The sequence below is a fragment of the Pseudolysinimonas sp. genome (assembly GCF_039912695.1).
GTDB lineage: Bacteria > Actinomycetota > Actinomycetes > Actinomycetales > Microbacteriaceae > Pseudolysinimonas_A.
In genome coordinates, this window is the sequence record NZ_JBDSPJ010000021.1 from 58745 (window position 1) to 84513 (window position 25769).

Annotated in this window: 25 protein-coding genes and 3 tRNA genes; 13 read left to right on the forward strand and 15 right to left on the reverse strand. The window is 65.5% G+C overall.

Annotation, left to right across the window (positions count from 1 at the left end; translation table 11 throughout):
- Positions 1–103: 103 nt before the first annotated feature.
- Together ABIR17_RS07620 and ABIR17_RS07625 are read left to right on the forward strand one after the other, a co-directional pair.
- Positions 104–1480, forward strand: a complete 1377-nt coding sequence (locus ABIR17_RS07620) for an MFS transporter (protein WP_348003782.1) — start codon at positions 104–106, stop codon at positions 1478–1480.
- Between the two features lie 56 nt (positions 1481–1536).
- Entirely contained in the window at positions 1537–3099 is a 1563-nt protein-coding gene (locus ABIR17_RS07625) for a molybdopterin-dependent oxidoreductase (protein ID WP_348003783.1), read from the forward strand.
- A gap of 24 nt (positions 3100–3123) precedes the next feature.
- Here ABIR17_RS07625 and ABIR17_RS07630 read toward each other — a convergent pair whose 3' ends face one another.
- Together ABIR17_RS07630 and ABIR17_RS07635 are read right to left on the reverse strand one after the other, a co-directional pair.
- Positions 3124–4431: a DUF222 domain-containing protein gene (locus ABIR17_RS07630; protein ID WP_348003784.1), complete on the reverse strand. Its 1308-nt coding sequence runs from the start codon at positions 4429–4431 to the stop codon at positions 3124–3126.
- A 95-nt stretch (positions 4432–4526) separates the two neighbouring features.
- Positions 4527–5168: a LysE family translocator gene (locus ABIR17_RS07635; protein WP_348003785.1), complete on the reverse strand. Its 642-nt coding sequence runs from the start codon at positions 5166–5168 to the stop codon at positions 4527–4529.
- Between the two features lie 40 nt (positions 5169–5208).
- On the opposite strand from ABIR17_RS07635, the gene ABIR17_RS07640 reads away from it, so the two are divergent.
- On the forward strand, positions 5209–6180 hold the full coding sequence (locus ABIR17_RS07640; protein ID WP_348003786.1) for a Gfo/Idh/MocA family oxidoreductase: 972 nt from the start codon (positions 5209–5211) through the stop codon (positions 6178–6180).
- A gap of 18 nt (positions 6181–6198) precedes the next feature.
- Here the strand turns inward: ABIR17_RS07640 and ABIR17_RS07645 are convergent, their stop codons facing one another.
- Together ABIR17_RS07645 and ABIR17_RS07650 are read right to left on the reverse strand one after the other, a co-directional pair.
- Positions 6199–7116 carry a hypothetical protein gene (locus ABIR17_RS07645; RefSeq protein WP_348003787.1) on the reverse strand — a complete coding sequence of 306 codons (918 nt, stop codon included), beginning with the start codon at positions 7114–7116 and terminating at the stop codon, positions 6199–6201.
- Between the two features lie 154 nt (positions 7117–7270).
- Positions 7271–7356 (reverse strand) — tRNA-Leu (locus tag ABIR17_RS07650).
- 119 nt (positions 7357–7475) lie between these two features.
- Here ABIR17_RS07650 and ABIR17_RS07655 point away from each other — a divergent pair.
- From ABIR17_RS07655 to pknB, 7 genes are read left to right on the forward strand one after another with little or no spacing between them, the layout of a single operon-like run.
- Positions 7476–8171 (forward strand): DUF3662 and FHA domain-containing protein, encoded by a 696-nt coding sequence (locus ABIR17_RS07655; protein ID WP_348003788.1) that lies wholly within the window; start codon positions 7476–7478, stop codon positions 8169–8171.
- A 6-nt stretch (positions 8172–8177) separates the two neighbouring features.
- Complete coding sequence (locus tag ABIR17_RS07660; RefSeq protein WP_348003789.1) at positions 8178–8693, forward strand: FHA domain-containing protein; 516 nt, start codon at positions 8178–8180, stop codon at positions 8691–8693.
- A gap of 53 nt (positions 8694–8746) precedes the next feature.
- A complete protein-coding gene (locus tag ABIR17_RS07665) occupies positions 8747–9958 on the forward strand; it encodes a protein phosphatase 2C domain-containing protein (protein WP_348003897.1) in 1212 nt (403 codons plus the stop codon).
- Positions 9959–10008: 50 nt separating this feature from the next.
- Positions 10009–11352, forward strand: a complete 1344-nt coding sequence (locus ABIR17_RS07670) for an FtsW/RodA/SpoVE family cell cycle protein (protein ID WP_348003898.1) — start codon at positions 10009–10011, stop codon at positions 11350–11352.
- A 25-nt stretch (positions 11353–11377) separates the two neighbouring features.
- Complete coding sequence (locus tag ABIR17_RS07675; protein ID WP_348003790.1) at positions 11378–12832, forward strand: penicillin-binding protein 2; 1455 nt, start codon at positions 11378–11380, stop codon at positions 12830–12832.
- A complete protein-coding gene (locus tag ABIR17_RS07680) occupies positions 12829–14487 on the forward strand; it encodes a protein kinase (RefSeq protein ID WP_348003791.1) in 1659 nt (552 codons plus the stop codon). Before ABIR17_RS07675 ends, ABIR17_RS07680 begins: the two co-directional genes overlap by 4 nt.
- Before the next feature lie 30 nt (positions 14488–14517).
- Positions 14518–16266: a Stk1 family PASTA domain-containing Ser/Thr kinase gene (pknB, locus tag ABIR17_RS07685; protein ID WP_348003792.1), complete on the forward strand. Its 1749-nt coding sequence runs from the start codon at positions 14518–14520 to the stop codon at positions 16264–16266.
- A gap of 29 nt (positions 16267–16295) precedes the next feature.
- Here pknB and ABIR17_RS07690 read toward each other — a convergent pair whose 3' ends face one another.
- The 3 genes from ABIR17_RS07690 to ABIR17_RS07700 are packed head-to-tail and all read right to left on the reverse strand — an operon-like array spanning position 16296 to position 17910.
- Positions 16296–16934 carry a gamma-glutamyl-gamma-aminobutyrate hydrolase family protein gene (locus ABIR17_RS07690; protein ID WP_348003793.1) on the reverse strand — a complete coding sequence of 213 codons (639 nt, stop codon included), beginning with the start codon at positions 16932–16934 and terminating at the stop codon, positions 16296–16298.
- Entirely contained in the window at positions 16931–17095 is a 165-nt protein-coding gene (locus ABIR17_RS07695) for a hypothetical protein (RefSeq protein WP_348003794.1), read from the reverse strand. The genes ABIR17_RS07690 and ABIR17_RS07695 overlap by 4 nt, the downstream gene beginning before the upstream one ends.
- 17 nt (positions 17096–17112) lie before the next feature.
- The gene (locus ABIR17_RS07700) at positions 17113–17910 is read right to left on the reverse strand and encodes a class E sortase (RefSeq protein ID WP_348003795.1); all 798 of its coding nucleotides are present in this window, start codon (positions 17908–17910) and stop codon (positions 17113–17115) included.
- Positions 17911–17981: 71 nt separating this feature from the next.
- Between ABIR17_RS07700 and ABIR17_RS07705 the strand changes: the two genes are divergently transcribed.
- A complete protein-coding gene (locus tag ABIR17_RS07705; protein ID WP_348003796.1) occupies positions 17982–18233 on the forward strand; it encodes a cell division protein CrgA in 252 nt (83 codons plus the stop codon).
- Positions 18234–18291: 58 nt separating this feature from the next.
- Here ABIR17_RS07705 and ABIR17_RS07710 read toward each other — a convergent pair whose 3' ends face one another.
- Both ABIR17_RS07710 and ABIR17_RS07715 read right to left on the reverse strand, forming a co-directional pair.
- Positions 18292–19227 (reverse strand): rhomboid family intramembrane serine protease, encoded by a 936-nt coding sequence (locus ABIR17_RS07710; RefSeq protein WP_348003797.1) that lies wholly within the window; start codon positions 19225–19227, stop codon positions 18292–18294.
- Positions 19228–19237: 10 nt separating this feature from the next.
- Complete coding sequence (locus ABIR17_RS07715) at positions 19238–19777, reverse strand: peptidylprolyl isomerase (protein WP_348003798.1); 540 nt, start codon at positions 19775–19777, stop codon at positions 19238–19240.
- A gap of 123 nt (positions 19778–19900) precedes the next feature.
- Here ABIR17_RS07715 and ABIR17_RS07720 point away from each other — a divergent pair, with 123 nt between their 5' ends.
- Positions 19901–20422 carry a hypothetical protein gene (locus ABIR17_RS07720; RefSeq protein ID WP_348003799.1) on the forward strand — a complete coding sequence of 174 codons (522 nt, stop codon included), beginning with the start codon at positions 19901–19903 and terminating at the stop codon, positions 20420–20422.
- A 42-nt stretch (positions 20423–20464) separates the two neighbouring features.
- Positions 20465–21565 (forward strand): crosslink repair DNA glycosylase YcaQ family protein, encoded by a 1101-nt coding sequence (locus ABIR17_RS07725; protein ID WP_348003800.1) that lies wholly within the window; start codon positions 20465–20467, stop codon positions 21563–21565.
- A 10-nt stretch (positions 21566–21575) separates the two neighbouring features.
- Here the strand turns inward: ABIR17_RS07725 and ABIR17_RS07730 are convergent, their stop codons facing one another.
- The 6 genes from ABIR17_RS07730 to gyrA form a co-directional block, all read right to left on the reverse strand.
- Positions 21576–21779, reverse strand: coding sequence for a DUF1653 domain-containing protein (locus ABIR17_RS07730; protein WP_348003801.1), 204 nt, complete (start codon positions 21777–21779; stop codon positions 21576–21578).
- Positions 21780–21805: 26 nt separating this feature from the next.
- The gene (locus tag ABIR17_RS07735; RefSeq protein WP_348003802.1) at positions 21806–22375 is read right to left on the reverse strand and encodes a YceI family protein; all 570 of its coding nucleotides are present in this window, start codon (positions 22373–22375) and stop codon (positions 21806–21808) included.
- A 102-nt stretch (positions 22376–22477) separates the two neighbouring features.
- Positions 22478–22553: transfer RNA gene (locus tag ABIR17_RS07740), tRNA-Ala, on the reverse strand.
- A 134-nt stretch (positions 22554–22687) separates the two neighbouring features.
- A tRNA-Ile gene (locus tag ABIR17_RS07745) sits at positions 22688–22761 on the reverse strand.
- 50 nt (positions 22762–22811) lie between these two features.
- Positions 22812–23216, reverse strand: coding sequence for a DUF3566 domain-containing protein (locus tag ABIR17_RS07750; protein ID WP_348003803.1), 405 nt, complete (start codon positions 23214–23216; stop codon positions 22812–22814).
- Positions 23213–25765 (reverse strand): DNA gyrase subunit A, encoded by a 2553-nt coding sequence (gyrA, locus tag ABIR17_RS07755; protein ID WP_348003804.1) that lies wholly within the window; start codon positions 25763–25765, stop codon positions 23213–23215. Before gyrA ends, ABIR17_RS07750 begins: the two co-directional genes overlap by 4 nt.
- Positions 25766–25769: the final 4 nt, after the last annotated feature.

Genomic DNA, 25769 nt, shown 5'->3' on the forward strand with positions numbered 1-25769 from the left:
GCTAAGCGCCGGAACGGGGCCGAGTCGACCGGCACAACGGTCAGCCATGCGCGACAAGCCGCCAGCAAGCACGGTGTTCCACGCGCCCCGTATTCTTGGTCTAGTGAGTCACGGCGCCGGCACCAACCCCGGCAATGAGAGCGACGAGCCCACCCCGAAGCGTCGACGGTTCGTCGACATCACCCCGCTGCGCATCTCGCCGGCCTTCGCTCGGCTCTGGTTCGGTGGCGCAATTTCGGGAATCGGCGCCCAGCTCACCCTCGTCGCCGTCGGCCTCCAGGTCTACGACCTCACGAAGTCGACGTTTGCCGTGTCACTGGTCGGCGGCATCGGGCTGATTCCGATGATCATCGCCGGACTCTGGGGCGGCATGATCGCGGATGCTTTCGACCGCAAACGGGTGCTGATCATCAGCGCCCTGATCGGCTGGGCGGCGACGGCGACGATCGCGGTGATCGCTTTCCTCGACGCAACCGTGACCGGCCCGATCCCGGTCTGGCCGCTCTATCTGCTCGCGACCCTCGGTTCGGTCGCCTCGACCGTGCAGATGACGACCCGGGCATCCGTCACCCCTCGGCTGTTGCCCGCGAACCTCGTCCCCGCGGCGAGCGCGCTCAACGGCATCTCCTTCGGATTCATGCTCACGGTCGGCCCCGCCCTCGCCGGAGTTCTCGTCGCCTCGGTCGGCTTCGGCTGGACCTACCTGGTTGATGTCCTCCTGTTTTCGGCCATGTTCCTGGGCATCATCACCCTTCCCGCGATGGCACCCTCGGAGGGGGTCGAGCGCCCCGGTCTCAAGTCGCTCAGGCAGGGGCTCGACTTCCTGCGGAACGCCCCCAACATCCGTATGTCGTTCATCGTTGACATCGTCGCGATGACCTTCGGGCGACCCCACGTGTTGTTCCCGGCGCTCGGCGCGCTGGTTTTCGGGGGCGGCGCTGTGACGGTCGGCATCCTCACCGCGTCAATGGCGATCGGCACGTTTCTCGCAAGCCTGTTCTCGGGGCCGGTCGGGCACGTGCATCGGCACGGCATTGCGATCGGTCGCGCGATCACGATCTACGGCGGCTTCGTGCTGATGCTCGGGCTCACGGTGCTCGGCATGCAGGTATTTCAGGCGAATGGCTGGGTTGCTCCCATCGGCATCTCGATTCATGACGCCAACCCGGTAGCTCTCGTCGTCGCCGCGATCGCGATGCTCGGCATGGGCGCCAGCGACGAGATCAGTGCGATCTTCCGCGGCACGATGCTGCTGATGGCGGCCCCCGACGGGATGCGCGGACGCCTGCAGGGCATCTTCACCGTCGTCGTCACCGGTGGACCGCGCATCGGCGACCTCTACGTCGGCATCCTGGCCACCGCGGTGGCTCTGTGGTTCCCGCCGGCGCTGGGCGGCATCCTGATCATCGCCCTGATCGCGATTCTGGTGCGGGTGCAGCGCACCTTCCGGCTCTACGACGCCCGCACGCCGACACCGTAATCAGCTTGTCATCCGGGCGCCCGGTTCGACGCGGCCGCGGCGCGTAGGCTCCCCCCATGTCGAGCAGGCAGGTGTCGGGCGATCCCGCCAAGTCAGGCCGGGTGAGCTTGTCGAGTAGGTGGCTGTGGCCATCAATCTCGGGCGTCGTGTCCGTCGCGTTCGGGCTCGGTGTCGCCGAACTTGTGGCCGGCGTTCTTGCCCCTGCGGCGAGCCCGGTACTGGTCGTCGGCTCATTGCTGATCGACCTCGCGCCACCCTGGGCCAAGGATGCGGCGATCTCGCTCTTTGGCACCGGCGACAAAGCGGCGCTGCTAACCGGCATTGCCGTGGCCCTGGCCCTCGTTGCGGCCGCCGCCGGCGTGTTGCAGAACCTCCGCCCGCCAATCGGCCGGGTGCTCATCATTGCGGGCGGGCTGTTCGGGATGGGCGCCGCGATCACCCGTGCGGGCTCCTCGATCTTCGATTCGATTCCAGCTGCGGTCGCCATGATCGCCGCGTCGGTCGCCCTCACCGCCCTGCTGCGCCGAAAGCCGTCGGACACCCCGAAGGCCACCGATGTCAGCCGGCGCCGATTCTTGGGCTGGGCGGGCGGGGCAACCGCGCTCGGCGCACTCGGCGCGCTGGGCGGCTTCGCACTTCAGGCCGGGGCGCGCGCCGCCACCGCCGTTCGCAGCGCGATTCACCTTCCGGCCCCGTCGACCGCCGCCGCGCCGGTCCCCGCTGCGGCCGATTTCGGCATCGACGGACTCAGCCCGATCATCACCCCGAACCGTGAGTTCTACCGGATCGATACCGCGCTGCAGGTGCCGATCATCGACCCGACCACCTGGAGTTTGCGCATCCACGGTCTGGTCGAAAACGAGGTGGTCATCACTTGGGACGAACTGCTCGCCCTCCCGCTTGAAGAGAGCATCACAACCCTGATGTGCGTGTCGAACGAGGTCGGTGGATCGCTGATCGGCAACGCCCGATGGCTTGGCTACCCCATTCGCCACCTGCTCGAGCGCGCCAAGCCGAAGAGCGGCGCCAACATGGTGTTCTCCAAGAGCTCCGACGGTTTCACCGCGAGCACCCCGATCGAAGCGCTGCAAGACGACCGCAACGCGATTTTGGCCGTCGGCATGAACGGCGAGCTGCTACCGCTCGAACACGGCTTTCCGGTGCGAATGGTGGTGCCCGGTCTCTACGGCTACGTCTCAGCGACGAAGTGGGTGACCGACCTCGAGGTCACTACGTTCTCGGCAGCCGCCGCGTACTGGACCGTGCGCGGCTGGAGTGATCACGGCCCGATCAAGATCTCCTCACGCATCGACGTGCCCAATCGCAACACTGCGGCCGGCGACGTCGTGGTGGCGGGGGTCGCCTGGCATCAGCACACCGGGATCTCGAAAGTCGAAGTTCAGGTCGACGACGGCCCGTGGCGGGAAGCCGAGTTGGCCACCGCCATCTCCGCCGACACCTGGGTGCAGTGGCGGTACACCTGGAACGCCACATCCGGGTCGCACGTGCTGCGCTGCCGGGCGACCGGATCCGACGGTGAGGTTCAGACCTCGGCGCTCGCCAACGTCGTGCCCGACGGTGCGACCGGTCTGCACGAGGTGCAGGTCAGCATCGGCTGAGCCGTCGGAATCGGGTTGCTCCCGCTACGTGTTGAGCCGAGCAGCAACTCGAGATCGAGCGGGCATGGGGATCGGTGTTTGCGCCGGATCTAGGGTTCGGGGTGGCACGACTGAGTAGTCGTTGGGTCCGTTTCGGATGATCTGCCATCCGTTGTCGTGGATCAGCATGTGATGGTGTCGGCAGAGGAGGATTCCGTTGGCGATGTCGGTTTTGCCGCCGTGTGACCAGTGGATGATGTGGTGCGCTTCGGTCCAGGAGGCGGGCCGGTCGCATTCGGGGAACCTGCAGCCTCCGTCTCTGGCTTCGAGGGCTTTTCTTTGACGGGAGGAGTAGAGACGTTGAAGGTTGCCGACTTGGAATGGTTCCCCGTCGAGGTTGAACATGATGGTTTGGGTTCCGGCGTTGCAGATGTGGCGTTCCGCGGTTTCGACTGACACGGGGTCGGGCTGCCCACGGAAGAAGGCAGCTCCGGTGTGCGACCGCAAGTCGGCGGCGGTGACCAGCACTTGAACTGCATGACGAGGAGCTGCCGGGAGGATCTTCGGGTCGGCGGCGGTGGCGAGGCGGATCAGTTCGACGAACGTGTCGGCGGTGATCTGCCCGACGGTGCGTGGGTCGTTGAGGATCGCATCGTGCGCCGCCCGCGTTTCGGCGTCGACGAACCGGGGACCACCGCGCCGGGGTGAGGTGCTGGCGTCGTACGCGGCCATGACCAGCGCGCCACCTTCGCCATCGAGCAGACCGTTGACCCGCAGCATGCCGTCGGATTGTTTGACGAACGACATGTACCGCTTGTCGTGCATGAGGCGCTCACGATCTTTCACCCCCGCCTCGTCCAAGTCATCCCGATACTCCCGCGCCCGGGCGGCGACGTTCTCAACGGTCATCGTGGGGGCGAGCGTTGCGAGGCGCTGGGCGGCGTCGGCGAGGTCATCGGCCGCAACGTCACCGGTGGGGAACCCGAGACCGGCACGGATCGCATCCGCCTTCTCGATCGAAACGTGCCCAGCTTTCACCGCCGTACCAACCGAAGCAAGCCAGGGATCGGCATCCGGAGTCAATAGAGTGCCCACTCTCACCAGGCTGGCGGCCTCGCGGTGGGAGATGTCGGTCACCTGCTGCACCAGGTTCTCAGCGGTGTGGGCTCCGGTGCGTTGCGCGAGCCCCTGCAGTCCGAGCTCGCGGCGCGAACGGTGGTCGATCTCCGCCGCGACGGCGGCGCACGCGGCCCGGACCCGGCGCAGCGTCTCGCCGAGCGCACGGCCGGCATCGAGCAGGTCGACGTCGCTCATCGTCGCGGGCGCGACATCGAGGAGGTCGAGGGCGGGCATGCATCCATTGTCTCAACATTCGAACGTATGTACTAGATAGACAAAGCGTTCTGTTGAAAGCCCGCGCAACCACCCCCCTGTGGAGGACGGCCTCTCTAACTCTTCGTCCCGGTGAAGAGCAGCACGCCACCCAGGCCGATCATCATGACGCCCCCGGTCGCGCCGAGCCGTTCCACGCGCTTCGGTGACTTCGCGAACCAGTCTCGCGCCGACCCCGCCGCGAGCGCCCAACAGCCATCGCTGATTAGCGCGAGGCCGACGAAGATTCCGCCCAAGATCAGCATCTGCCCCGGGACCCAGCCTGCGCGGGGGTCGACGAACTGCGGAAGGATCGCGACGAAAAACGCGATCGCCTTCGGGTTGGTAATTCCGACGAGCGCGCCTTCACCGATCAGCCGCAACGTCGATTTCGGTGCTGCAGAGGAATTTTGCACGGCAGCCGCGGTCTGCTTGCGATGCCGGATGGCCTGGATACCGAGGTAGACGAGGTAGGCGGCACCGACGATCTTCAGGATCGTGAAGATGATCACCGACGACGCGACGATCGCCCCGACCCCGAAGGCGACCGCGAACACGATCGGCGTCATCCCGATCTCATTGCCGAGCACGCTGAGCAGTCCGCCGCGGCGCCCGAGCGCGAGCGACCGACCGACCACAAACAGCACCGTCGGTCCGGGCATGATGACCAGCACGATTGCCGCTGCCAGAAATCCGAGGAGGTTGGGCAGCGGAACCATGGCGCCACGGTACCGCCTCGCCACCTGGCAAACTGAACCCATGAGCAACGGATTGCGATGGGGCGTCCTCGGCGCCGGCGGTATTGCCCGCCTCCAGGTTTCAGACATGCAGCAGCACGGGTTCACCGTGACCGCGGTCGGTTCGCGCGGCCTCGACACCGCGCAGAAATTCGCGGATGAGTTCGGCATCCCGAAGGCGTACGGCAGCTACGAGGAGCTCGCGGCCGACCCTGACGTCGACGCGGTCTACGTCGCGACCATCCACCCGACTCACGCCGAGGTCGCACGGATCGCGCTCGAAGGCGGCAAGCACGTGCTGGTCGAGAAGCCCTTCACGATGGATGCCGCCGAGGCCCGGTCGATCGTCGATCTCGCCGCGTCGAAGAACCTCGTCATCCTCGAGGCGATGTGGACCCGCTGGCTGCCGCACATGGTGCGCATCCGCGCGATCCTCGCCGAAGGTCTGCTCGGTGACGTGCGCGCCATCCACGCCGACCACGATCAGAACAACGAAGGCAACGAGCGCATGTACAAGCGCGAGCTCGGCGGCGGTGCCCTGCTCGACCTCGGCATCTACCCGGTGTCGTTCGCGTGGGATGTCTTCGGCGCTCCCTCGTCGATCCAGGCTCACGCGACGCTGACGGATGCCGGCGTCGACCGCGAAACGGCGATCATCCTCGGCTACCCGTCGGGCGCGCACGCCGTGATGCACACCCAGATGAGCGGAACGGGCCCCAACCGCGCCGCGATCGTCGGCAAGAAGGGCCGCATCGAGATCGAGCCGGTTTGGTACAACGTCGTCGCCTTCACCCGCTACGACGACCAGAACCAAGTCGTCGAGCGCTTCGACGAAAAGGTCGGCGGGCGCGGCATGCACTTCCAGGCGGCCGAACTCGAGAGCATCGTCGCGTCGGGAAGGCTCGAGGGCGACATCCTGCCGCCGTCGGAGACGATCGCGATCATGGAAACGCTCGACACCATCCGCGACATCATCGGGCTGACCTACCCCTGAGGGTTGTCGGCCGTCACGCTACGCAGTCGAAAGTGCAGAAGGCTTCCGCAGCCGCCTGACGGCCTCGCCAACGCCGAGACCGACCGCCGCGACGACCCCTGCCACCACGAGGTGGGGCACAACGAGCTCGGGCATGAACAGTGCCTGACGCAAGACGCTCCAGCCGTAGTCAAGCATTTCGAGCGGGTACGGCAGCATCACGTACGACCCGAGCGTCGCGCTGCCCGCCGTTGCAACCGCGGGCACCACCCACAACAACAGCAACGCAAGCACCGCCGCGACGACCCGCCCCGCCGACCGGATGCCGCCCCATGCGATGGCGGCCCCCACGAGCACACTCGGCACCCACTGAAGGAGGCTCGCGAGCCAGCTCAGCTCATACGGACTGCTGAACACGCCGAGAAACGAGTTCACCCAGAACCCGGCGGCGTGAGCGGCGAGCGCTAACGCGACAACGGCGAAGGGTCGGGATGCCCGCGCCACCCAGATCAGCACGACCAGCCCGATCGCGACGGCCAACGCAACCCCGGCCGACAGAAAACCGACATAGCGGTCAGCGGCCGGTTCATCGGTCAGCCCCGACCGTGTCACGACCGCGGTCTGCGCCATCGCGATCAGCTGGAGAAACGCCATCGTTGCGCCCAGTACGACCAGCGCAAACGGTGGACGGCGAGCGCGGAACGCGCGAGCGACGATTCCAGCAACGGCGTACGGAGTCACGATCAGGCCGAGCAGCAGAGTGATCGCGTACTGACTGAACGGCAGCGCGACGATCGGCATGTCGGGGGGAAGCGTCGCCGTTGCCCAGAGGTACTGCAGGGGGAGGTGCATTCCGGAGATGATCCATGGCAGCAGTCCGACGATGACTGCGCCGACGCCGATCCCGGCCCACGCGAGCAGCGGCAACGTGCGGGAGACCGGCCTCACCGTGGTCATCGCGTCAGGCTCCATAGCGCCGCAGTCTAGGGCCCGAAGATGAGGAATCCAGAAGTTCACCCCCCTGAGTTCACGGCCGCAATCGCTTGCGGAAATGACGGGGGCAACAAAACGAAGGCCCCGGCCTCTGTATCGAGAAGCCGGGGCCTTCATGTGGTGCGCGAGGGGGGACTTGAACCCCCACACCCTTGCGAGTACTGGCACCTGAAGCCAGCGCGTCTGCCATTCCGCCACTCGCGCGCGACGGCTACGGTACCACGACGCGCTCTCACGCGGTTCCTCAGGCCCGGCGACTAACATTCGGTAGAGCAGTAACACCGTCCCCCCGTTTGGGGGCCGAGCATTTCGAGAGGGGACGCGTGGGGATCCTCGACAGCTTCGAGAAGGGTCTCGAGCGCGTCGTCAACGGCGCGTTCGCGCGAGCCTTCAAGAGCGGTCTGCAGCCCCTCGAGGTGACGGCCGCCCTGCGCCGCGAACTCGACACGAAGGCCGCGGTCGTGTCGCGCGACCGCATCCTGGTTCCTAACCGGTTCACCGTGCGCCTGGCGAAAGGTGACTACGAGCGGATGACGAACCTCGGCCCGTCGCTCATCGACGAGTTGACCCAGTTGGTTCAGCAGCACGCGACCGCTCAGCGCTACGCGTTCGCCGGCGGGATCTCGATCAAGTTCGTCGAAGACGCGGCGATCGCTGAGGGCATCGTGCGCATCCAGTCCGAGAACGTCAAGGGTGACGTCGCCTGGAATCCGGTGCTCGACATCGGAGGCAAGCGCTACCCCCTCTCGAAGCAGCGCACCATCATCGGTCGCGGTTCCGAAGCTGACATCACCGTGGATGACACCGGCACCTCCCGTCAGCACGTCGAGATCCTCTGGGATGGCAAGCGCGGCCAGGTCAACGACCTCGGCTCCACGAACGGTTCGAAGCTCAACGGAGAGCCCTTGACAAAAGCTGCACTCCCGCCGGATTCCGTCATCGAGATCGGTCGCACCCGTATCGTGTTCCGGGTGCTCGCACAGGCCGCCGACGTCGATCAGTTCGCAGATCTGCGGTAGCCGGCGATGAGCGAACTCACCCTCCTCGTTCTGCAGCTGGCTTTCCTCCTTCTGCTCTGGGGCTTCGTCTTTTTTGTCATCTACTCGTTGCGCTCCGACCTGTTCGGCCAACGCGCGCGGCGAATCGAAACGATGCCCGCCCTCGCTGCTGTGCCTTCGGCGGGTCGCCCGACGGCATCCGCCGCCGTAACGGAACCGGTTCGGCGGGCCGCGCCGTCGGCGACCGACGAGACCCCCCGGCGGCTGTTCATCACCTCGGGTCCGCGGGAGGGGATGGAGATCGACCTGCCCAACGAGCAACTCACGATCGGTCGATCGAGCGAATCGGGTCTCGTCATCCGCGACGACTACACCTCGACCCATCACGCGCGTCTGATGCTGTGGGACGCGCACTGGGTCATCCAAGATCTCGATTCGACGAACGGCACCTACCTCGACGGCGAGCGCGTCAGCCTGCCGACCGAAGTGCCGCCCGGGGTGCCCGTCACGATCGGCACCACAATCTTCGAATTGCGGCGGTAACCGTGGTCGGCACTCCGGTGAGCGCTGTCGTCTCGCACGTCGGCAAGGTCCGCATGAACAACCAGGATTCCGCGTACGCCGGACGCCACCTTTTCCTGGTTGCCGACGGGATGGGCGGTCACGCGGGCGGAGACGTCGCGTCGGCGATCGCCACCAAGAGAATCGCTGAAGCCGACGAGGCGTACGGCGTCGTCGAAGACGCCGAGTTCGCCCTTCAGTCGGCGATGATCGCGGCCAACTCGCTGCTCGCCGAGACAGTGTTCGAGCACAGCGAACTCAGCGGGATGGGCACGACAGTCAGCGGCATTGTGCTCGTCGGCGACCACGTTGCTCTCGCTCACATCGGCGACTCGCGCATCTACCGCTACCGCGGCGACACTCTCGAACAGGTCACGGCCGACCACACTTTCGTGCAACGGTTGGTCGACTCTGGCCGCATCACCCTCGACGAGGCCGCCGTTCATCCGCGCCGTTCGGTTCTCATGCGGGTACTCGGGGATGTCGATGCGGCTCCCGAGATCGATACCAAGATTCTCGACACCCGACCGGGCGACCGCTGGCTGCTGTGCTCCGACGGGCTGTCGAGTTACGTGTCCGATGAGAAAGTCGCGGCGATCCTCGCCTCGGTGCGCACCTCTCAGGGCGCCGCCGATCGGCTAGTCAAAGAAAGCCTCGACCACGGCGCTCCCGACAACGTGACGGTGCTGATCCTCGACATCGACGGAACCTCGGCCGAGATCGCGCCGCTGGGGTTCGTCGGATCCGCTGCGGCCCCCCTCGCGTTGGACGGCGTCGAGAACGAGCGCCGCCCGATTCGTCTTCCGACCCTGCTGCTTCATCCCCTTAAGTCTGGCCAGCCCGAAGACTCCCACTTCGAGCCGGAGCGTGAGGAGTTCCTCGAGCAGTTGATCGAGGAGGACCGTAAGCGCGCCCGCCGACGCCGGCTGACCTGGCTGATCGCCGCCGCGCTGATGGTCGCCGCGATTGTCGCGGCCATCGCGATCGCCTACCAGTGGACCCAGACGCACTACTACGTCGGGGAAACCGCGGATGGCACTGTCGCGATTTACCAGGGCGTGCAGCAGAACATCGGCCCGATCTCGCTCTCGCACGTCGCGCAGGGTTCCGAGATTAGGGTCTCCGACCTGCCGGCTCTGGAACGCCGTCGAGTCGAGGCGACGATCAATGCCGATAACCTGCGCGCGGCTCACGACATCCTGGATCGTTTGACGCTGCTGGTCGAGACGGGATCGGGCGGGTCGTGACCGCGAGTCCCCCGATCGAATCGAGCGCGCGCCCGACGTTCACCGGGACGATCCGCATCCGCTTGCGTGCCCGAACCCGACGCCGCAACCTCGAACTCGGGTTGCTGCTGTTCGCGATCGCGATCGGCCTCTCGTCGCTCGCGCTCGTTGAACTGGGTTCGCTCAACCGCATCGACGGCGGCATGGTCGGGCTCGTGATCGGGCTGTCGCTGCTGGTGATCGTTGTGCACCTCGCGCTTCGCGTCGTCGCGCCTGAGGCCGACCCGTTCGTCATCCCGATCGCGACCCTGCTCAACCTGATCGGCATCGCCGAGATCACCCGCATCGACATTTCGCGAGGAGATGTCGGCTGGGATGCCTACGGGGTGCGCCAGGTTGTCTGGTCGGCTCTCGCCATCCTGTGCGCCCTCGCGGTGCTTCTGGTCGTGCGCAACCATCGGGTCCTGCAGCGCTACCGCTACGTCGCCGGTTTTGTCGCGATCGCACTGCTCGGGTTGCCGTTCCTGCCGCTGATCGGGCTCAACGTCAACGGCGCGCAGGCCTGGATCCACCTCGGGGTCGCCACCTTCCAACCTGGAGAGATCGCGAAAATCGCCCTCGCGGTCTTCTTTGCGGGGTACCTCGTGACGGCGCGCGACTCGCTCAGCATGGTCGGCCGTCGGGTGCTCGGCATTACCTTTCCTCGGTTGCGCGACCTCGGTCCGATCCTCGTGGTCTGGCTGTTGTCGATGGCCGTCATCGTTTTTCAGCACGATCTCGGCAGCGGTCTGCTCTACTTCGGGATCTTCCTGGTGATGATCTATGTCGCGACCGGGCGAGCGGGCTGGGTCATCCTCGGCGTCGTGTTGTTTGCGGGCGGTGCGTTCGCGGCAAGTAGAGCGCTCAGCTACGTCGGCGGCCGCTTCGACGGGTGGCTCCACACCTTCGACGCCAACCTTTACGCGCAGGGCGGCGGCAGTTACCAACTCGCCCAGGGCCTGTTCGGACTCGCGGATGGCGGCCTCGCCGGCACCGGGCTCGGGCGCGGCAGCCCCGACATCACCCCTCTCGCCGAGAGCGACTTCATCGTCGCAAGCCTCGGCGAGGAGCTCGGTCTGATCGGCCTGTTCGCGATCCTCGTGCTGTACCTGGTGTTCGTCTCGCGCGGGTTCCACATCGGTTTCGCCGGTCAGGATGACTTTGGTCGCCTGCTCGGCGTTGGGCTGTCATTTGTCATCGCCCTCCAGGTCTTCATCGTCGTCGGCGGCGTGACCCGCGTCATCCCGCTCACCGGTCTCACCACCCCGTTCCTCGCCGCCGGAGGATCGTCGCTGGTCGCGAACTGGGTGATCGTGGCGCTGCTCGTTCGCCTCTCGGATTCCGTCCGCGCCCAACCGAGGTTGGTGATCGAGTGATCGATCACGGGAAGCGGGGCATCGAGTGAATAAGGAACTTCGCCGCGTGAGCGTGCTGGTCGTGATGATGTTCCTCGCGCTCTTCGCGTCGTCGACGATCATCCAGGTTTTCCAGCAACCCAACCTGGCCGCTGACGGTCGCAACGCCCGCGTGCTCTACAAGAGTTTCAAAACTCAGCGTGGCGAGATTTTGGTCGATGGCGAAGCCATTGCGACCTCGGTCAAGATCGATGGCCGGTACAACTATCAGCGCGTCTACTCCAACGGTCCGCTGTACTCGACGGTGACCGGGTTCTTCACGGTGTTGCCGTCGACCGGCGGGCTCGAGTCGAATCTGAACTCCTACCTCTCGGGTAACTCGAACGCTCAATTCCTCGACCGGCTGAACTCGATCCTCACCGGGCAAGACCCGCAGGGTTCGTCGGTCGAGTTGACGATCGATCCGGTCATTCAGCAGGCGGCGTGGGATGCGCTCGGCGACTACACCGGTGCCGTTGTCGCAATCGACCCGAAGACCGGCGCCATTCTGGCCCTCGTTTCGAAACCCACCTACGACCCGAACTCGCTGGCGGTTCTCGACGGAACACAGGTCGAGAAGACCTACAACGCGTTGGATGCCGACACCGGCACGCCGCTGATCGACCGTGCGATCGAGGGCAACCTCAACCCGCCGGGGTCGACGTTCAAACTGGTGGTGGCATCCGCTGCCCTGGAGAGCGGGCAGTTCACTGCCGACAGCGAATTCCCGAACCCGCCGGCTCTGCAACTGCCGCAGAGCGACTCCGTCATCCACAACTCCGGCGAAAGCGACTGCGGTGGCGAGCTCACGGCATCCATCGCCACTGCGCTGCGGCTCTCCTGCAACATCCCGTTCGCCCAACTCGGCGCGGCGCTCGGCTATCAGACGATCGCCAACCAGGCCGCCAAGTTCGGGTTCGGCTCGAGCGTCCACATCCCGATGGCGTCAACCCCGAGTGTCTACCCGCAGACCGCCAGCGAGGCCGAGCAGATGCTCTCGTCGTTCGGTCAGGCCAATGTGCGAGTGTCACCGTTGCAGATGGCGATGGTCTCGGCTGCCTTGGCGAACGGGGGAACGCTCATGGCTCCGACGGTCGTCGAGGGCATTGTGGCACCCGACCTCAACCCGATTCAGTCGTTCCAACCGCAGATCTTTTCGCAGGCTGTGAGCCCGGCGACGGCCGCCACAATGCGCGACCTGATGGTGGCCGACGTGGCGAGCGGAGTCGCGAGCGGCGCCCGAATCAGCGGGGTGGATGTCGCCGGAAAGACAGGAACCGCGGAGAACGGACCCGGTCAGCCCTACACGCTGTGGTTCACTGGATTCGCTCCCGCGAACGATCCGCAAGTCGCTATCGCGGTGGTTATCGAAGACGGCGGCGGCCGAGGACAATCGGGGTTCGGCAACTCGCTCGCAGCCCCCGTCGCGAAGAAGGTCATGGAGGCGGTGCTGAACAGATGAGACCGAGCAGCGGCCTCACTTTCGGAGGCAGGTACCAACTTTCTTCGCGCGTCGCGATCGGCGGCATGGGCGAAGTGTGGCAAGCGACCGACCTCGTGATCGGGCGCACTGTCGCCATCAAGATCCTTAAAGAGGAGTACCTCGGCGATCCCGGGTTCCTCGAGCGCTTCCGCGCCGAAGCTCGCCACGCCGCACTGGTCAACCATGAGGGCATCGCCAACGTTTTCGATTACGGCGAAGAGGATGGCAGCGCGTTCCTGGTGATGGAGCTCGTCCCCGGCGAAGCCCTCTCGACAATCCTCGAGCGCGAGCGGGTACTGCCCACCGACAAAGTGCTCGACATTGTGGCGCAGACCGCGAACGCGTTGCAAGCAGCTCACGCCGCAGGTCTCGTTCACCGCGACATCAAACCCGGCAACCTGCTGATCACACCCGAAGGTCGGGTCAAGATCACCGACTTCGGCATCGCTCGCATCGCCGACCAGGTTCCGCTCACCGCGACCGGTCAGGTTATGGGCACGGTGCAGTACCTCTCGCCGGAACAGGCCAGCGGACACCCGGCATCGCCGACGACCGACATCTACTCGCTCGGCATCGTCGCGTACGAGGCTCTCGCCGGGCGTCGGCCGTTCACCGGGGAATCGCAGGTTGCGATCGCGATGGCCCAGATCAACGAGGCCCCGCCCGAGCTACCTGTCACGATTTCCGAGCCGGTGCGCAACCTCGTCTATGCCTGCATCGCTAAGAAGCCCGCAGACCGGCCGCAAACCGCGGCACATCTCGCCCGCGCCGCACAGGCGCTTCGTCGTGGGGATGTCGCGGGTGCCGCCGCGGCGGTTCCCGGCATCGAGGGGGCCGATCCGATCGCAGCTTTCGTCTCGCCCGGTGGTGCCGCAACGACCAGTGCCGTCACCCGGGTGCTCCCGGCCGGGGGATCGAGCCGCACGAACACCGCCGAACTTCCGCAAGAGCGTCGACGGAGTCCTTGGACCTGGCCTCTCGTCGCAGCCGTGTCAGTGCTCGCCGTTGCTCTCGCCGCCATCATCATCGTGCTGCTGATTCAGCCGAAGACAGGGGGAGGTGTGAGCACCAGCGCCCCGCCGTCGAAGCCGCCGACCTCGGCGAGCCCGACACTCACCCCGACCAGCGACAAGGTCAATATCAATCCCTCCGACTACGTGGGCCGACCGTTCGACGAGGTACGCGACGCGCTCGAAAAACTCGAATTCGCGGTGTTCGAGGTCGAGGGCTCGCCCGCCTCCGACCCTGCCTCAGCCGGCACGGTGCAGAGTCTCAACCCGACCGGAAACCTGACGCGCGGCACGACCATCAACGTGCGCGTGTTCGGGGCATTCCCGACGCCGGCCGCCCCCACCACGGCGACAGCACCGGGCGGACCATTCCTGGCTGGGGCTCAGATCACAATCACCTTCCCGACCTACAACGGGTGCCCCAGCGGTCACCCGCTCAGCGGATATCAGTTCAACCTGAACAACGCGACGTTCACAACGGGTGCTAACCCGGTGTCGAGTAGTGCGACGTCTCTCGACATCACGTTGGGCAACGCGGGCAACGCGACCGTCAGCTACGCGGCGATGTGTGGATCTGGGATCACGTCGAGCACCTCCGGCACACTCACGATCACGGTCAACTGACCTCCAGGGGAGGGAAGTTACACTGACACCGTGACTGACACCGCAGCGGGCCCCCGCCTTCTCGCGGGTCGCTACCAGATCGGCGAATTGCTCGGTCGTGGCGGAATGGCCGACGTGCACCTGGGTCTCGACGCCCGGCTCGGCCGCCGGGTCGCGATCAAACTGCTGAAGCCGTCACTCGCCAACGATCCGGCCTTCCGCACCCGGTTCCGCCAAGAGGCGCAGGCCGCCGCACGAATGGCGCATCCGACGATCGTGCGGGTCTTCGACGCCGGTGAGGAAATCGCGCGCGATCCCTCGGGTCGCGAACTCCAGGTGCCGTTCATCGTCATGGAGCACGTCGACGGCAAACTGCTCAAAGACATCGTCGCCCAGGGGCCGCTCCCCGTTGATGAAGCGGTTCGCATCACCGACGGCATCCTGACCGCTCTTGAGTACTCGCACCGCGCCGGGGTTGTGCATCGCGACATCAAGCCGGGCAACGTCATGATCTCGACCACCGGACAGGTGAAGGTCATGGACTTCGGAATTGCGCGAGCGATCTCCGACTCGTCCGCGACAATCGCCCAGACCAGCGCCATCCTCGGAACGGCCCAGTACTTCTCACCCGAGCAGGCCCGCGGCGAAGCGGTCGATGCCCGCACCGACCTCTACTCGGCCGGCGTCGTGCTGTACGAACTCCTCACCGGGCGCCCGCCGTTCCACGGCGAGACCGCGGTCGCCACGGCCTACCAGCACGTGAGCGAAGCGCCGGTACCGCCCAGCCGACTCAACCCTGCGATCAGTCCTGCACTGGATGCCGTGGTGTTGCATGCTCTCGCAAAAGACCGCTTCCAGCGTTTCCAGACCGCAACCGACTTCAAACAGGATCTCGAAGCCGCAGTCGCCGGCAAAGTTCCCGATCGTCAGCCCGCACCCGACGACTTCAACTCCGCGCTGTTCGGCGTTAACCCGAGCGCTGCTGCTGCCTCTGAGGTCGCCCTTCGCAGGCTGGCATCCGACGCTGATGACGACGACCGTGGGTCGCGCACCCAGAGCCGTCCGCCGGTCGCCTGGATCTGGGGTGGCGTCGCTCTGCTCCTGGTGATTATTGTCGCCGCGGGAGTGTGGATCTTCTCGCTGCAGTCCGGAACGGGCTTCAGCAGCGGTGCGTCAATCACGGTCCCTGCTGTCGTCGGCAAAGACGTCGATGCCGGTACTCAGGCGCTCAAAGACCTTGGTTTGACTGTCGTGCAGACCACCAAAACCAGCACCGATCCCGACACGCCCGAGGGCACCATCATGGAGATGACGCCCAAGGCCGGCACCAACGTCAGCCCGGGCACACAGATTTCCCTCGTCGTGTCGTCGGGACCGCCGCTCATCACGCTGCCCGGTCTCGCGTTCAAGACCGAGGCCGACGCCCAAGCAGCCATCACGGGTCTCGGGCTGCAGTACGGCGCCACATCGCAGAACTACTCGCCCAGCGTTCCGGCGGGAGCGGTGCTGGGGGTCACGATCGACGACGACCCGACACTGGTCACCGCCTCAGTTCAAGTCAAGGGCACCGTCACGGTCAACCTGGTCGTGTCCAACGGGCTGGTGCAAGTGCCGGATCTCACCGGGCAACCGGTGACCACGGCGCGGTCGACTCTCTCGGGCGGCGCGCTCCAACTCACCGTTCGGGTGGAGCCCGACTCAAGTTGCAGCGGCCAGGCCGTTACGAGTCAGTCGATCAAGGGCGACCAGCCACAGAAGTCGACCGTCACCCTGCGCTACTGCGCGGCCACCGCGCCGTAGCGTTCGGCACCAATCGCCGAAAGGGCCGCTCAGCCCAATCGCACGAGCGGGCTGAGTTCTTTGGCACGCTCGGCGGCCTCCGGAAGCCCGGCGTTCGAGAGCCAGTTGCCCAGCATCCGGTAGCCACCCTCGGTGAGCACCGATTCCGGGTGAAACTGCACGCCGAAGATCGGCGCCGAGCGATGATGAAGGCCCATGATGACCCCGCCCTCCGTGCGAGCGGTGATCTCGAGCACATCCGGAACCGTTCCATCGACGACAGCGAGGGAGTGGTACCGGGTGGCGCGGAAGGGCTGCGGGACTCCGTCGTAGAAGTCGCTCTCGTCGTGGCGAATCAGCGAAGTCTTGCCATGCATGAGCTCGGAGGCGTGGGTGACTGTTGCGCCAAGGGCCTCGGCGATGGCCTGATGGCCGAGGCACACCCCGAGCAGTGGAGAGCCCGCCGCGAGTGCCGCATGAACGATCGGGATGGACACCCCGGCCGCCGCGGGAGTACCCGGTCCGGGAGAGATGAGCACAGCGTCGTACTCGGCAATGCGCGACCCTGCGTCGGCGGCGTCGAACGAGTCGTTGCGCACGACCTCGGTCGTCGCGCCGAGTTGCTGCAAGTAGCCGTCAAGGGTGTACACGAACGAGTCGTAGTTATCGATCACGAGGACGCGCATCATTGCCCCAGCCCGACCGTCACTTCTTGGGGTGCGACGAACTGGGCAACCCAGGGGAACACCCAGAACACGCAAACCGTGAGGATGGCTGCGACCGCGATCAACAGGATGAGGGTCCGTACCCACCAGGGGCCAGGCAGGACGCGCCACAGTGCGCCGTACATCTACAGCACCCCGCACATCAGCCGGCTCCAGTGACGGTCGCGGCGATCTCGTCGGGAGCGCCTCCGTTGGCCGCGGCGGTTTCTCGCGGGTAGAAGCGGTCGAACACGCCGAACGCGATCAGGCGTTCTGCGGTCGAGAAAAACGGGTTACACGTCGTGAGCGTGATGTACCGCGCCGTCGGTTCCATCCCGTCGAATTGCGGGACCGGATCAATCACGCCGACGCCGGACGGGTGCACGTACTCGATGTTGCGGAACGTGTACTGGTACCACCCGTCCTGCGTCTCGACGTAGATGTGGTCGCCGACGTGGAGCTCGTGGATGATGTGGAAGTTGCCGCCGCCGCTGGTGCGGTGCGAGGCAAGTGCGAAGTTGCCCAGCTCGCCCGGCATTTGGGTGGTCGGGTAGTGCCCGATGAAGCCCTTGTTCAACACGTCGGGAACGCCGATGCCCTGGGCGATCTTCCGGTCGAAATCGGCGCCGAAGCGCGGGATGATCAGGTTCGCGAACGGCACGGCGTTGGCGGGCGGCGCCTGCACGGGTGGATCGGTCGGGTCGGCGGTAGCGCCGCCGGTGCCGTAGTCGTGGCCTTGCCAGGCCTGGGACTGCTGGGCGCCCTCACTGTCGAGTTGGGTTCCCATGATGAGATCGCCGAGCCAGATCTGCCAGCCTAGGAAGGCGAGCACCAGGACCCCGCCCGTGATCAGGAGTTCGCCGAGGATACCGACCACGGAAAGTCGGCGCTTGGCGACGCGCTGCACGCGCGCCGCGCGTCGTGGGCTGTGCACGAGGCCGGTGCCATCCCCCTGCGTCATGCCCCCGATTCTACGGCCCGACATCAGCAGGTGAGGTCGTTCGCAGAAAGCGCTCGGTTAGACTGCTCCGCATGGCACGTCCCAAGACCACGTCCTCTAACCGCGCGGCTGTCGAATCCGCTCGCGAGGGCCGCGAGAACCTTCCGAACCCGGTGTGGTTCAAGCCCCTCATGTTCGGCTTCATGCTGCTCGGGCTGGCCTGGATCATCGTCTTCTACTTGAGCAGCAGCACGCTGCCGGTCCCCGGCATCGGTGCCGGCAACATCGCGATCGGATTCGGCTTCCTGATCATCGGGTTCTTCATGACGACCCGGTGGCGCTGACCGAATTACAGCGCTGTGATTCATCCACATGTGGATGAGCCTGTGCACTCTTGCCGTTTTACGACGCGAGCGACCGGATGACAGCGATCGCCACAAAGCCGAGGGCGATCGCCGCAATGATGAGATACGGCGTGCGAGCACCTGATCGGGCCCGGCCTTCATAGCGCTGGAAGATGTAGGTCGCACCAGCGCCCATCACCAGGCCGCCGACAGCTTGCGGAAGCGAGCCGCCGCCGAGGGCGATGATCAGGACGAGGTTGATCCCGATCGTGATCAGCACCCGGGCGCGGGCGGGTGGATACGTCCAGGCCTGGATTGCGTAGGCGCCCAGGAGGCCGAACAGAGCCCCAAACAGCCCGAATCCAAAGCCGCTCACGAGAACCATGGCGGCAGCGCCGACCGCTCCCGACGCCACCACGATTGCCATGAACCGCGCGCGGCCGAGAATGCGTTCAACCGACGGGCCGTTGAGCAAGAAGAACAGCACCCCGAGGATGACGGAGAAGACCACCGTGAAGGATGCAACGGACGGGTAGGCAATCGTCGCGGTGACGAAGCGCCACACCTCGAGCGGCTTGTCATACCGAGCGACGAGCCATTCGAAGGGCAGGCCCGCGACGGTGGTGCCCTTCGCGATGAAACCAACCAGCCATAGCAGGACCGCCACTCCGGCGATTCCCCAGGTGAGCACCGGAGTCGATGACCCGGGCCGCAGCATCTCACCGACTGCCTGCTGCCATCCCGGACGAGAGTTCGACGACCGAATCGGTCGCACCGGGCGGGGAGAGCGCGCGGCCGGCGCGGGCTTGCCACCCACTCGCTGCCAGTTCACCGAACCGCCCGCCTCTTTGACGCACTCCGGGCACTGCACGCCGACCGGTGCCAAAATCTGGCACTCCGGGCAGATGGTGCGACCGCAACGCTGACACAGCACCCAGCTCTCACGCTTGGGGTGCCGGTAACAGACGTCTGGCGAGGTCTCGGTATCGCTCACGAGGTGTCGATCAGACCTGATCGACGGTGATCGTCGAGATGACGACATCCTTCAGCGGCTGGTCACGGCCGTTCGTCTCGACGGCTTCGATCGCGTCGACGACCCGTTTCGACTCGTCATCGGCGACCTCACCGAAGATCGTGTGCTTGCCATTGAGCCACGGGGTGGCGATCGTGGTGATGAAGAACTGCGAACCGTTGGTGCCATGGCCGCCCTGAATGCCGGCGTTCGCCATGGCGAGCAGGTACGGCTCGGTGAAGTGCAGTTCGGGGTGGATCTCGTCGTCGAAGTTGTAGCCGGGGCCGCCGATGCCCTTGCCGAGCGGATCGCCGCCCTGAAGCATGAACTGCTTGATGATGCGGTGGAAGATCACGCCGTCGTAGAGCGGGGTGGTCTTCTTCTCGCCGGTGACCGGATCGGTCCACTCTTTCGTGCCCGACGCGAGGCCGACGAAGTTGTCGACGGTGACCGGGGCGTGGAACCCGAAGAGGTTGAGGCGGATGTCGCCGAGGTTGGTGTGGATGGTCGCGACAGCAGTGGGCGAAGGCATTGGGCCATTCTCGCATGCACATCACGTCTGACGCCGCGATGCAACCCCTTGCCGAGTCTTCAGGGACCCATGGCAGGATTGTGATAGATCCGCGATTTTGCGGGCTGTGAACCGGAGGTCGATATGGCACTCTCACGTAAGCGTCAGCGCGAATTGAACCGCCTCAAGCGGGATGCCGATCAGCTCTGGAGCGAGCAGCGCGAAGCTATCGAGCACGCGACTGCGGTTCTGAAGGATGCCCGCCGCCAGGCGGCCAACTACGCACGCGAAGAGGTTGGACCTCGTGTCCGCGAGGGATTCGGGGCCGCACGCGGTGCCGCATCGAGCGCCCGCGAGCGGTTCACCGACGACGTCCTCCCGGCGATCACCGGCACGATCGGCTCCGCCCTTGCCGTTCTCGAAGCGGTCAAGAATCCGCGGGTTCGGGATGTCGTTCGTCGCGTGTCGAAAGCCGGTCAGCGAGTCGGCGTCGTTACACCCGTGAAGTCGGCCGGCCCCGGCCGCTACATCCTGATCGGCCTCGGCTTGGTCGCTGCGGTCGGAGTTGCCTACGCCGCCTGGCAGACTCTCCGCGCCGACGACGACCTGTGGATTGAAGATCTCGGCGACCCGGGCAGCGCCGATGTCGACGACGACGAGTTCTGACCCGACGCTTCTGCTCACCCGAGACGTCGTCGCACGTCGCTGATGGCTGTCGTTCCGGTCGAGTTGTCGCGGGCCGACGCCCGTAAACTCGCCGTGCGAGCTCAACTGCTTGACGCATCCCGACCGGTCTCGGTCGTCGAGGTCGTTCGCAAGCTGACGGTCGTGCAGGTGATGCCCTACGCCGACATCGCGCCGAGTGCTGACCTCGTGTTGTGGAGTCGGCTCGGCTCACGCTACGAACCCGACGACCTGCAGCGCGAACTCGAGGTCGAGCGGTCGCTGCTGGAGTTGGACGGCATGATCCGCCCGATGGATGACCTCGGGCTGTTCCTCGCCGGGATGAAGTTGTGGCCGCCGCATGAGAAGACTCGCGAGTGGATCGAGATCAACCAGGAGTTTCGGGATGACATTCTGAGCGAGCTCTTCGACCGAGGGCCGGTGCTCGCGCGGGAGATCCCCGACACCGCGCGATTCCCGTGGCCGTCGTCGGGGTGGACGAACGACCGCAACGTCACGCAAATGATGCAGTGCCTGATGATGCGCGGCGAGGTCGCGATCTCGGGCCACGAGGGCGGGCAGCGCACCTGGGATCTCGCTGAGCGGATCTACCCCGACGGTATCCAGGAGGTTCCGTTCGAGGAGGCGTTCGCGATCCGCAACGACCGACGGCTGCGATCCCTGGGGGTCGCACCCTCGAAAGCGGCGAAACAACCGTTGGAGCCGACCGATGTCGGGCCGGTCGGCCTGCCCGCCACCATCGAAGGGTCACCGGTCGCCTGGCGGGTGCATCCCGACGTACTGCCCTGGCTCGATGAGGACTTCGAGGGGCGCACCGCGCTGCTCTCCCCGTTCGACCGGCTGATCTACGACCGGGTGCGTGCGCAGGGCATCTTCGAGTTCGAGTACACGCTCGAAATGTACAAGCCGAAAGCATCCCGAAAGTGGGGCTACTTCGCGCTGCCGATCCTGCACCACCACCGGCTCATCGGAAAGGTCGACGCCTCGGTCGATCGCAAGTCATCCGTCCTGACTGTCAACGCGATCCACGAGGACGAACCGTTTTCAAGCGAGACACGGGATGCCGTGCGCCACGAGATCCGCGACCTCGCGCGCTGGCTGCGGGTGCGTGTCGAAGGCGTCTAGCCTCCGGGCTCTAGTCGGTTTCCGGCGTGAAGCGCGCAACCGTCCGACCGTCGTGCTCGACGACCTCCCTCCACATCGCTTCGGGTCGCACCCACATCGACCCGTCGGCCGCGCGATAGACGACGAGGCTCTCCTCGGTCTCGGAGTGTCGCGCGGTGCCGACCACCTCGTACTGCCCGCCCTTGAAGTGGCGGTAGGGGCCGGGTTCGATCATGCCGCCACCGTACCCGGCCCGGTCGCCTACTTCTGCAGGACGAGCTGCAGGTTGAGTTCGATCGAGACGTCGTCACCGAGCGTCATGCCGCCCGCTTCGAGTGCGGCGTTCCAGCTCACCCCGAAGTCGTGGCGATTGATCTTCGTGCTCGCGGTGACCCCTGCCTTGGTGTTGCCGTAGTTGTCGGTGACAACACCCTCGAACTCACCCGTGAGCAGCACCGCTTGAGTGACTCCGCGGAGGGTGAGGTCGCCGCCCAAGGTGAATTCACCCGACGCCGGGTCACCCTCGAACGACGTGGAACGGAAGGTCATGGTCGGGTGGGTGTCGACGAGGAAGAAGTCGCTCGTGCGCAGGTGGTTGTCGCGTGCCGCGACCTTGGTGTTGACCGACGAGACGTCGACGGTCGCCTCGACGGTGGAGGCGTAGGGGTCGGATGCTGACGTCTCAACCGTCACGTCAAAGTTCTCGAAGACGCCCCGCACCTTGGTGATCTTGAGGTGACGCACCGTGAAGGCGAGCTCGGAGTGAGTGAGGTCGAGCTTCCAGGTGCCGGCGATGTAGTCGGGATGGATGTCGGTTGCAGAAGTTGTCATGTCAACCAGTAACGTCGCGGGCGGGTCGCTCCATTCCCGATGTGCGTGATCCGTGCGATTGCGCTGTGCGACGACATACCCGTCGGGCCGGAAACTTCGCGGTGGTGGAGCCTAGGGGAATCGAACCCCTGACCTCCTGCTTGCAAAGCAGGCGCTCTACCAATTGAGCTAAGGCCCCGCGCGCCCCGCTTGGAGCGAAGGCCATTTCTGGCCTTCGCCGCGGCGCCAGCGCTGGGCGCCGTCTCGGCGCCCAGGTCACTTAGGGGCCGACTCGACGGGTGAACGACGAAATCCCCTCACGGGGATTTCGAGTGGGGATACGAGGACTTGAACCTCGGACCTCTTCGTTATCAGCGAAGCGCTCTAACCGCCTGAGCTATATCCCCGAGTGGCCGATTCCTGGTGAGGTCAGGGCCGCCGTCAAGAGTATCAGCAGCTATTGGTTCTGGAATCCGACGAGAAGGCCGCCGGTGAACCGCACACTCAGGTTGTAGATGAACCCGCTGACAGCGCCCAGTGCGGTGCCGACGAGGGTGTTGAGCACGGCGATGATGAACGCGAACAGCGCGACCTGGCCAATGCCGAAGCTCTTCTCGATCGAGAATTCGGGCTGGTTGAGCACGTCGCGAATGGTCTTATCGAGGCTGTCGAAGACGTGGGTCGAGTACAGAACAACCCAGATCAAAACACTGGCGACCAGAAGCACGATCCCCAGGCACAGCCAGATCAGGAACGTCAGCTTCACGAGCGACCAGACATCCACGTAGACGAGCTTCAGGCGCACCTGACGGCTTGACGTCTGCCGCATCTCTTTGCGCTGCAGTTTCTCGGCGACACTCACTCGATCTCGTCCTCTCCGTCGGCGGGGGTGCCAAACACCTCGGTGGTCGGCGCCTCAGCCGATTCGGCATCCACGGTCTCCACGGTGCGTTCGCTGTTCTTGGCGATCGCGATGATTTTGTCTTCGGCGTCGAAACGGGCGAAGACCACGCCCATGGTATCCCGGCCCTTGGCTGGAACCTCGGCAACTGCTGAACGTACGACTTTTCCACCTTCGAGCACCACGAGCACCTCGTCGTCGTCCTCGACGATGAGGGCGCCCGCGAGGTCGCCCCGAGTCTCGCTGAGCTTCGCGACCTTGATACCGAGCCCGCCGCGATTTTGCACCCGGTACTGGTCGACCGCGGTGCGCTTGGCGTAGCCGCCCTCGGTGACCACGAAGACGTACCCCTGCTCGCCCACGACCGACGCTGACAGCAGAGCGTCGCCGTCACGGAAGTGCATGCCGATCACACCCGACGTCGAGCGCCCCATCGGACGCAGCGCGGCATCCGATGCGGTGAACCGAATCGACATGCCGTGGCGTGAAACCAGCAGCACATCGGTGCCATCCTCGACCAGCATTGCCGAGACGAGTTCATCGCCCTCTCGGAGGTTGATCGCGATGATTCCCCCGGTTCGGTTGGTGTTGTATTCGGTGAGCGCGGTCTTTTTGACCAGACCGTCGCGGGTTGCCAGAACGAGGTAGGTCGCGACCGAATAGTCCCGGATGGCGAGCACCTGAGCGATCTGCTCGTCGGGTTGCAGCGCTAGAAGGTTCGCGACATGCTGACCCTTCGCGTCGCGGCCGGCCTCCTGCACTTCGTAGGCCTTCGCTCGATAGACCCGACCGGTGTTCGTGAAGAACAGCAGCCAGTGATGGGTTGTCGTGACGAAGAAGTGCTCGACCACGTCATCCGCTCGCAGAGACGCGCCGCGAACGCCGCGCCCGCCACGGTGCTGGGAGCGGTAGTTGTCGCTGCGGGTGCGTTTGATGTACCCGCCGCGGGTGATGGTGAGCACCATCTCCTCTTCGGGGATGAGGTCTTCGACGCTCATGTCGCCGTCGAACCCCATCAGGATCTCGGTGCGACGGTCGTCGCCGAACTTGGCGACCAGCTCGGTGAGCTCTTCCGTGACGATCTCGCGCTGACGCGCCGGGCTCGCGAGGATCGCCTCGTACTCGGCGATCTCGCGTTCGAGCTCCTCAAGGCGATCGCGGATCTTCTGGCGCTCGAGCGCCGCGAGCCGACGCAGCTGGAGGGCGAGGATGGCGTCGGCCTGCAGCTCGTCAACATCCAGGAGCTGGATGAGACCCTGCCGGGCTTGGTCGACGTCGGGCGAACGCCGGATGAGGGCGATGACCTCGTCGAGAGCGTCGAGCGCTTTGCCGTAGCCACGCTGAATGTGCGCGTCCGCCTCGGCCTTCGCGAGGCGGAACCGGGTGCGACGCACGATGACCTCGATCTGGTGATCGATCCAGTGCGTGATGAACCCGTCGAGCGCGAGTGTGCGCGGTACCCCGTCAACGATCGCCAGCATGTTGGCGCCGAAGTTCTCTTGCAGCGGGGTGTGCTTGTAGAGGTTGTTGAGCACGACCTTGGCAACTGCGTCCCGCTTGAGAACGATCACCAGGCGCTGGCCGGTGCGGCCCGAACTCTCGTCACGGATGTCGGCGACGCCCGCGAGCTTGCCTTCCTTGACGAGGTCCGCGATTTTGATCGCGAGGTTGTCGGGGTTGACCTGGTACGGCAGTTCGGTGACCACCAGGCAGGTGCGACCCTGCAGCTCCTCGACGTTGACAACGGCACGCATCGTGATCGACCCGCGCCCGGTGCGGTAAGCATCCTGGATGCCTTTGATCCCGAGGATCTGCGCGCCGGTCGGGAAGTCGGGGCCTTTGACGCGCTGGATGAGAGCCTCAAGCAGCTCCTCGCGCGACACGTCGGGATTCTCCAGCGCCCACAGCGCAGCAGCGGCAACCTCTCGCAGGTTGTGCGGCGGGATATTGGTCGCCATGCCGACCGCGATGCCGACCGAACCGTTGACGAGCAGGTTGGGGAACCGTGCGGGCAGAACGCGCGGCTCCTGGGTGCGGCCGTCGTAGTTCTCTTGCATATCGACGGTGTCTTCGTCGATATCGCGGACCATCTCCATGGCGAGCGGCGCCATCTTGGTCTCCGTGTACCGGTGGGCGGCCGCGCCGTCGTTCCCGGGCGAGCCGAAGTTTCCCTGACCGAGCGCGAGCGGATACCGCAGCGACCACGGCTGCACCAACCTGACGAGCGCGTCGTAGACCGACGAGTCACCGTGCGGGTGGAACTGCCCCATCACGTCGCCGATGATGCGCGTGCACTTGGAGAACGCGCGATCGGGGCGGTAGCCACCGTCGTACATCGCGTAGATCACGCGTCGGTGCACCGGCTTGAGTCCATCGCGGACGTCGGGCAACGCGCGCCCGACGATCACGCTCATCGCGTAGTCAAGGTACGAGCGCTGCATCTCCAGCTGGAGATCGACCGGCTCGATCTTGTCGTGACGGTCGGGGTCGACCTCAGTTACATCTGCCATGTCG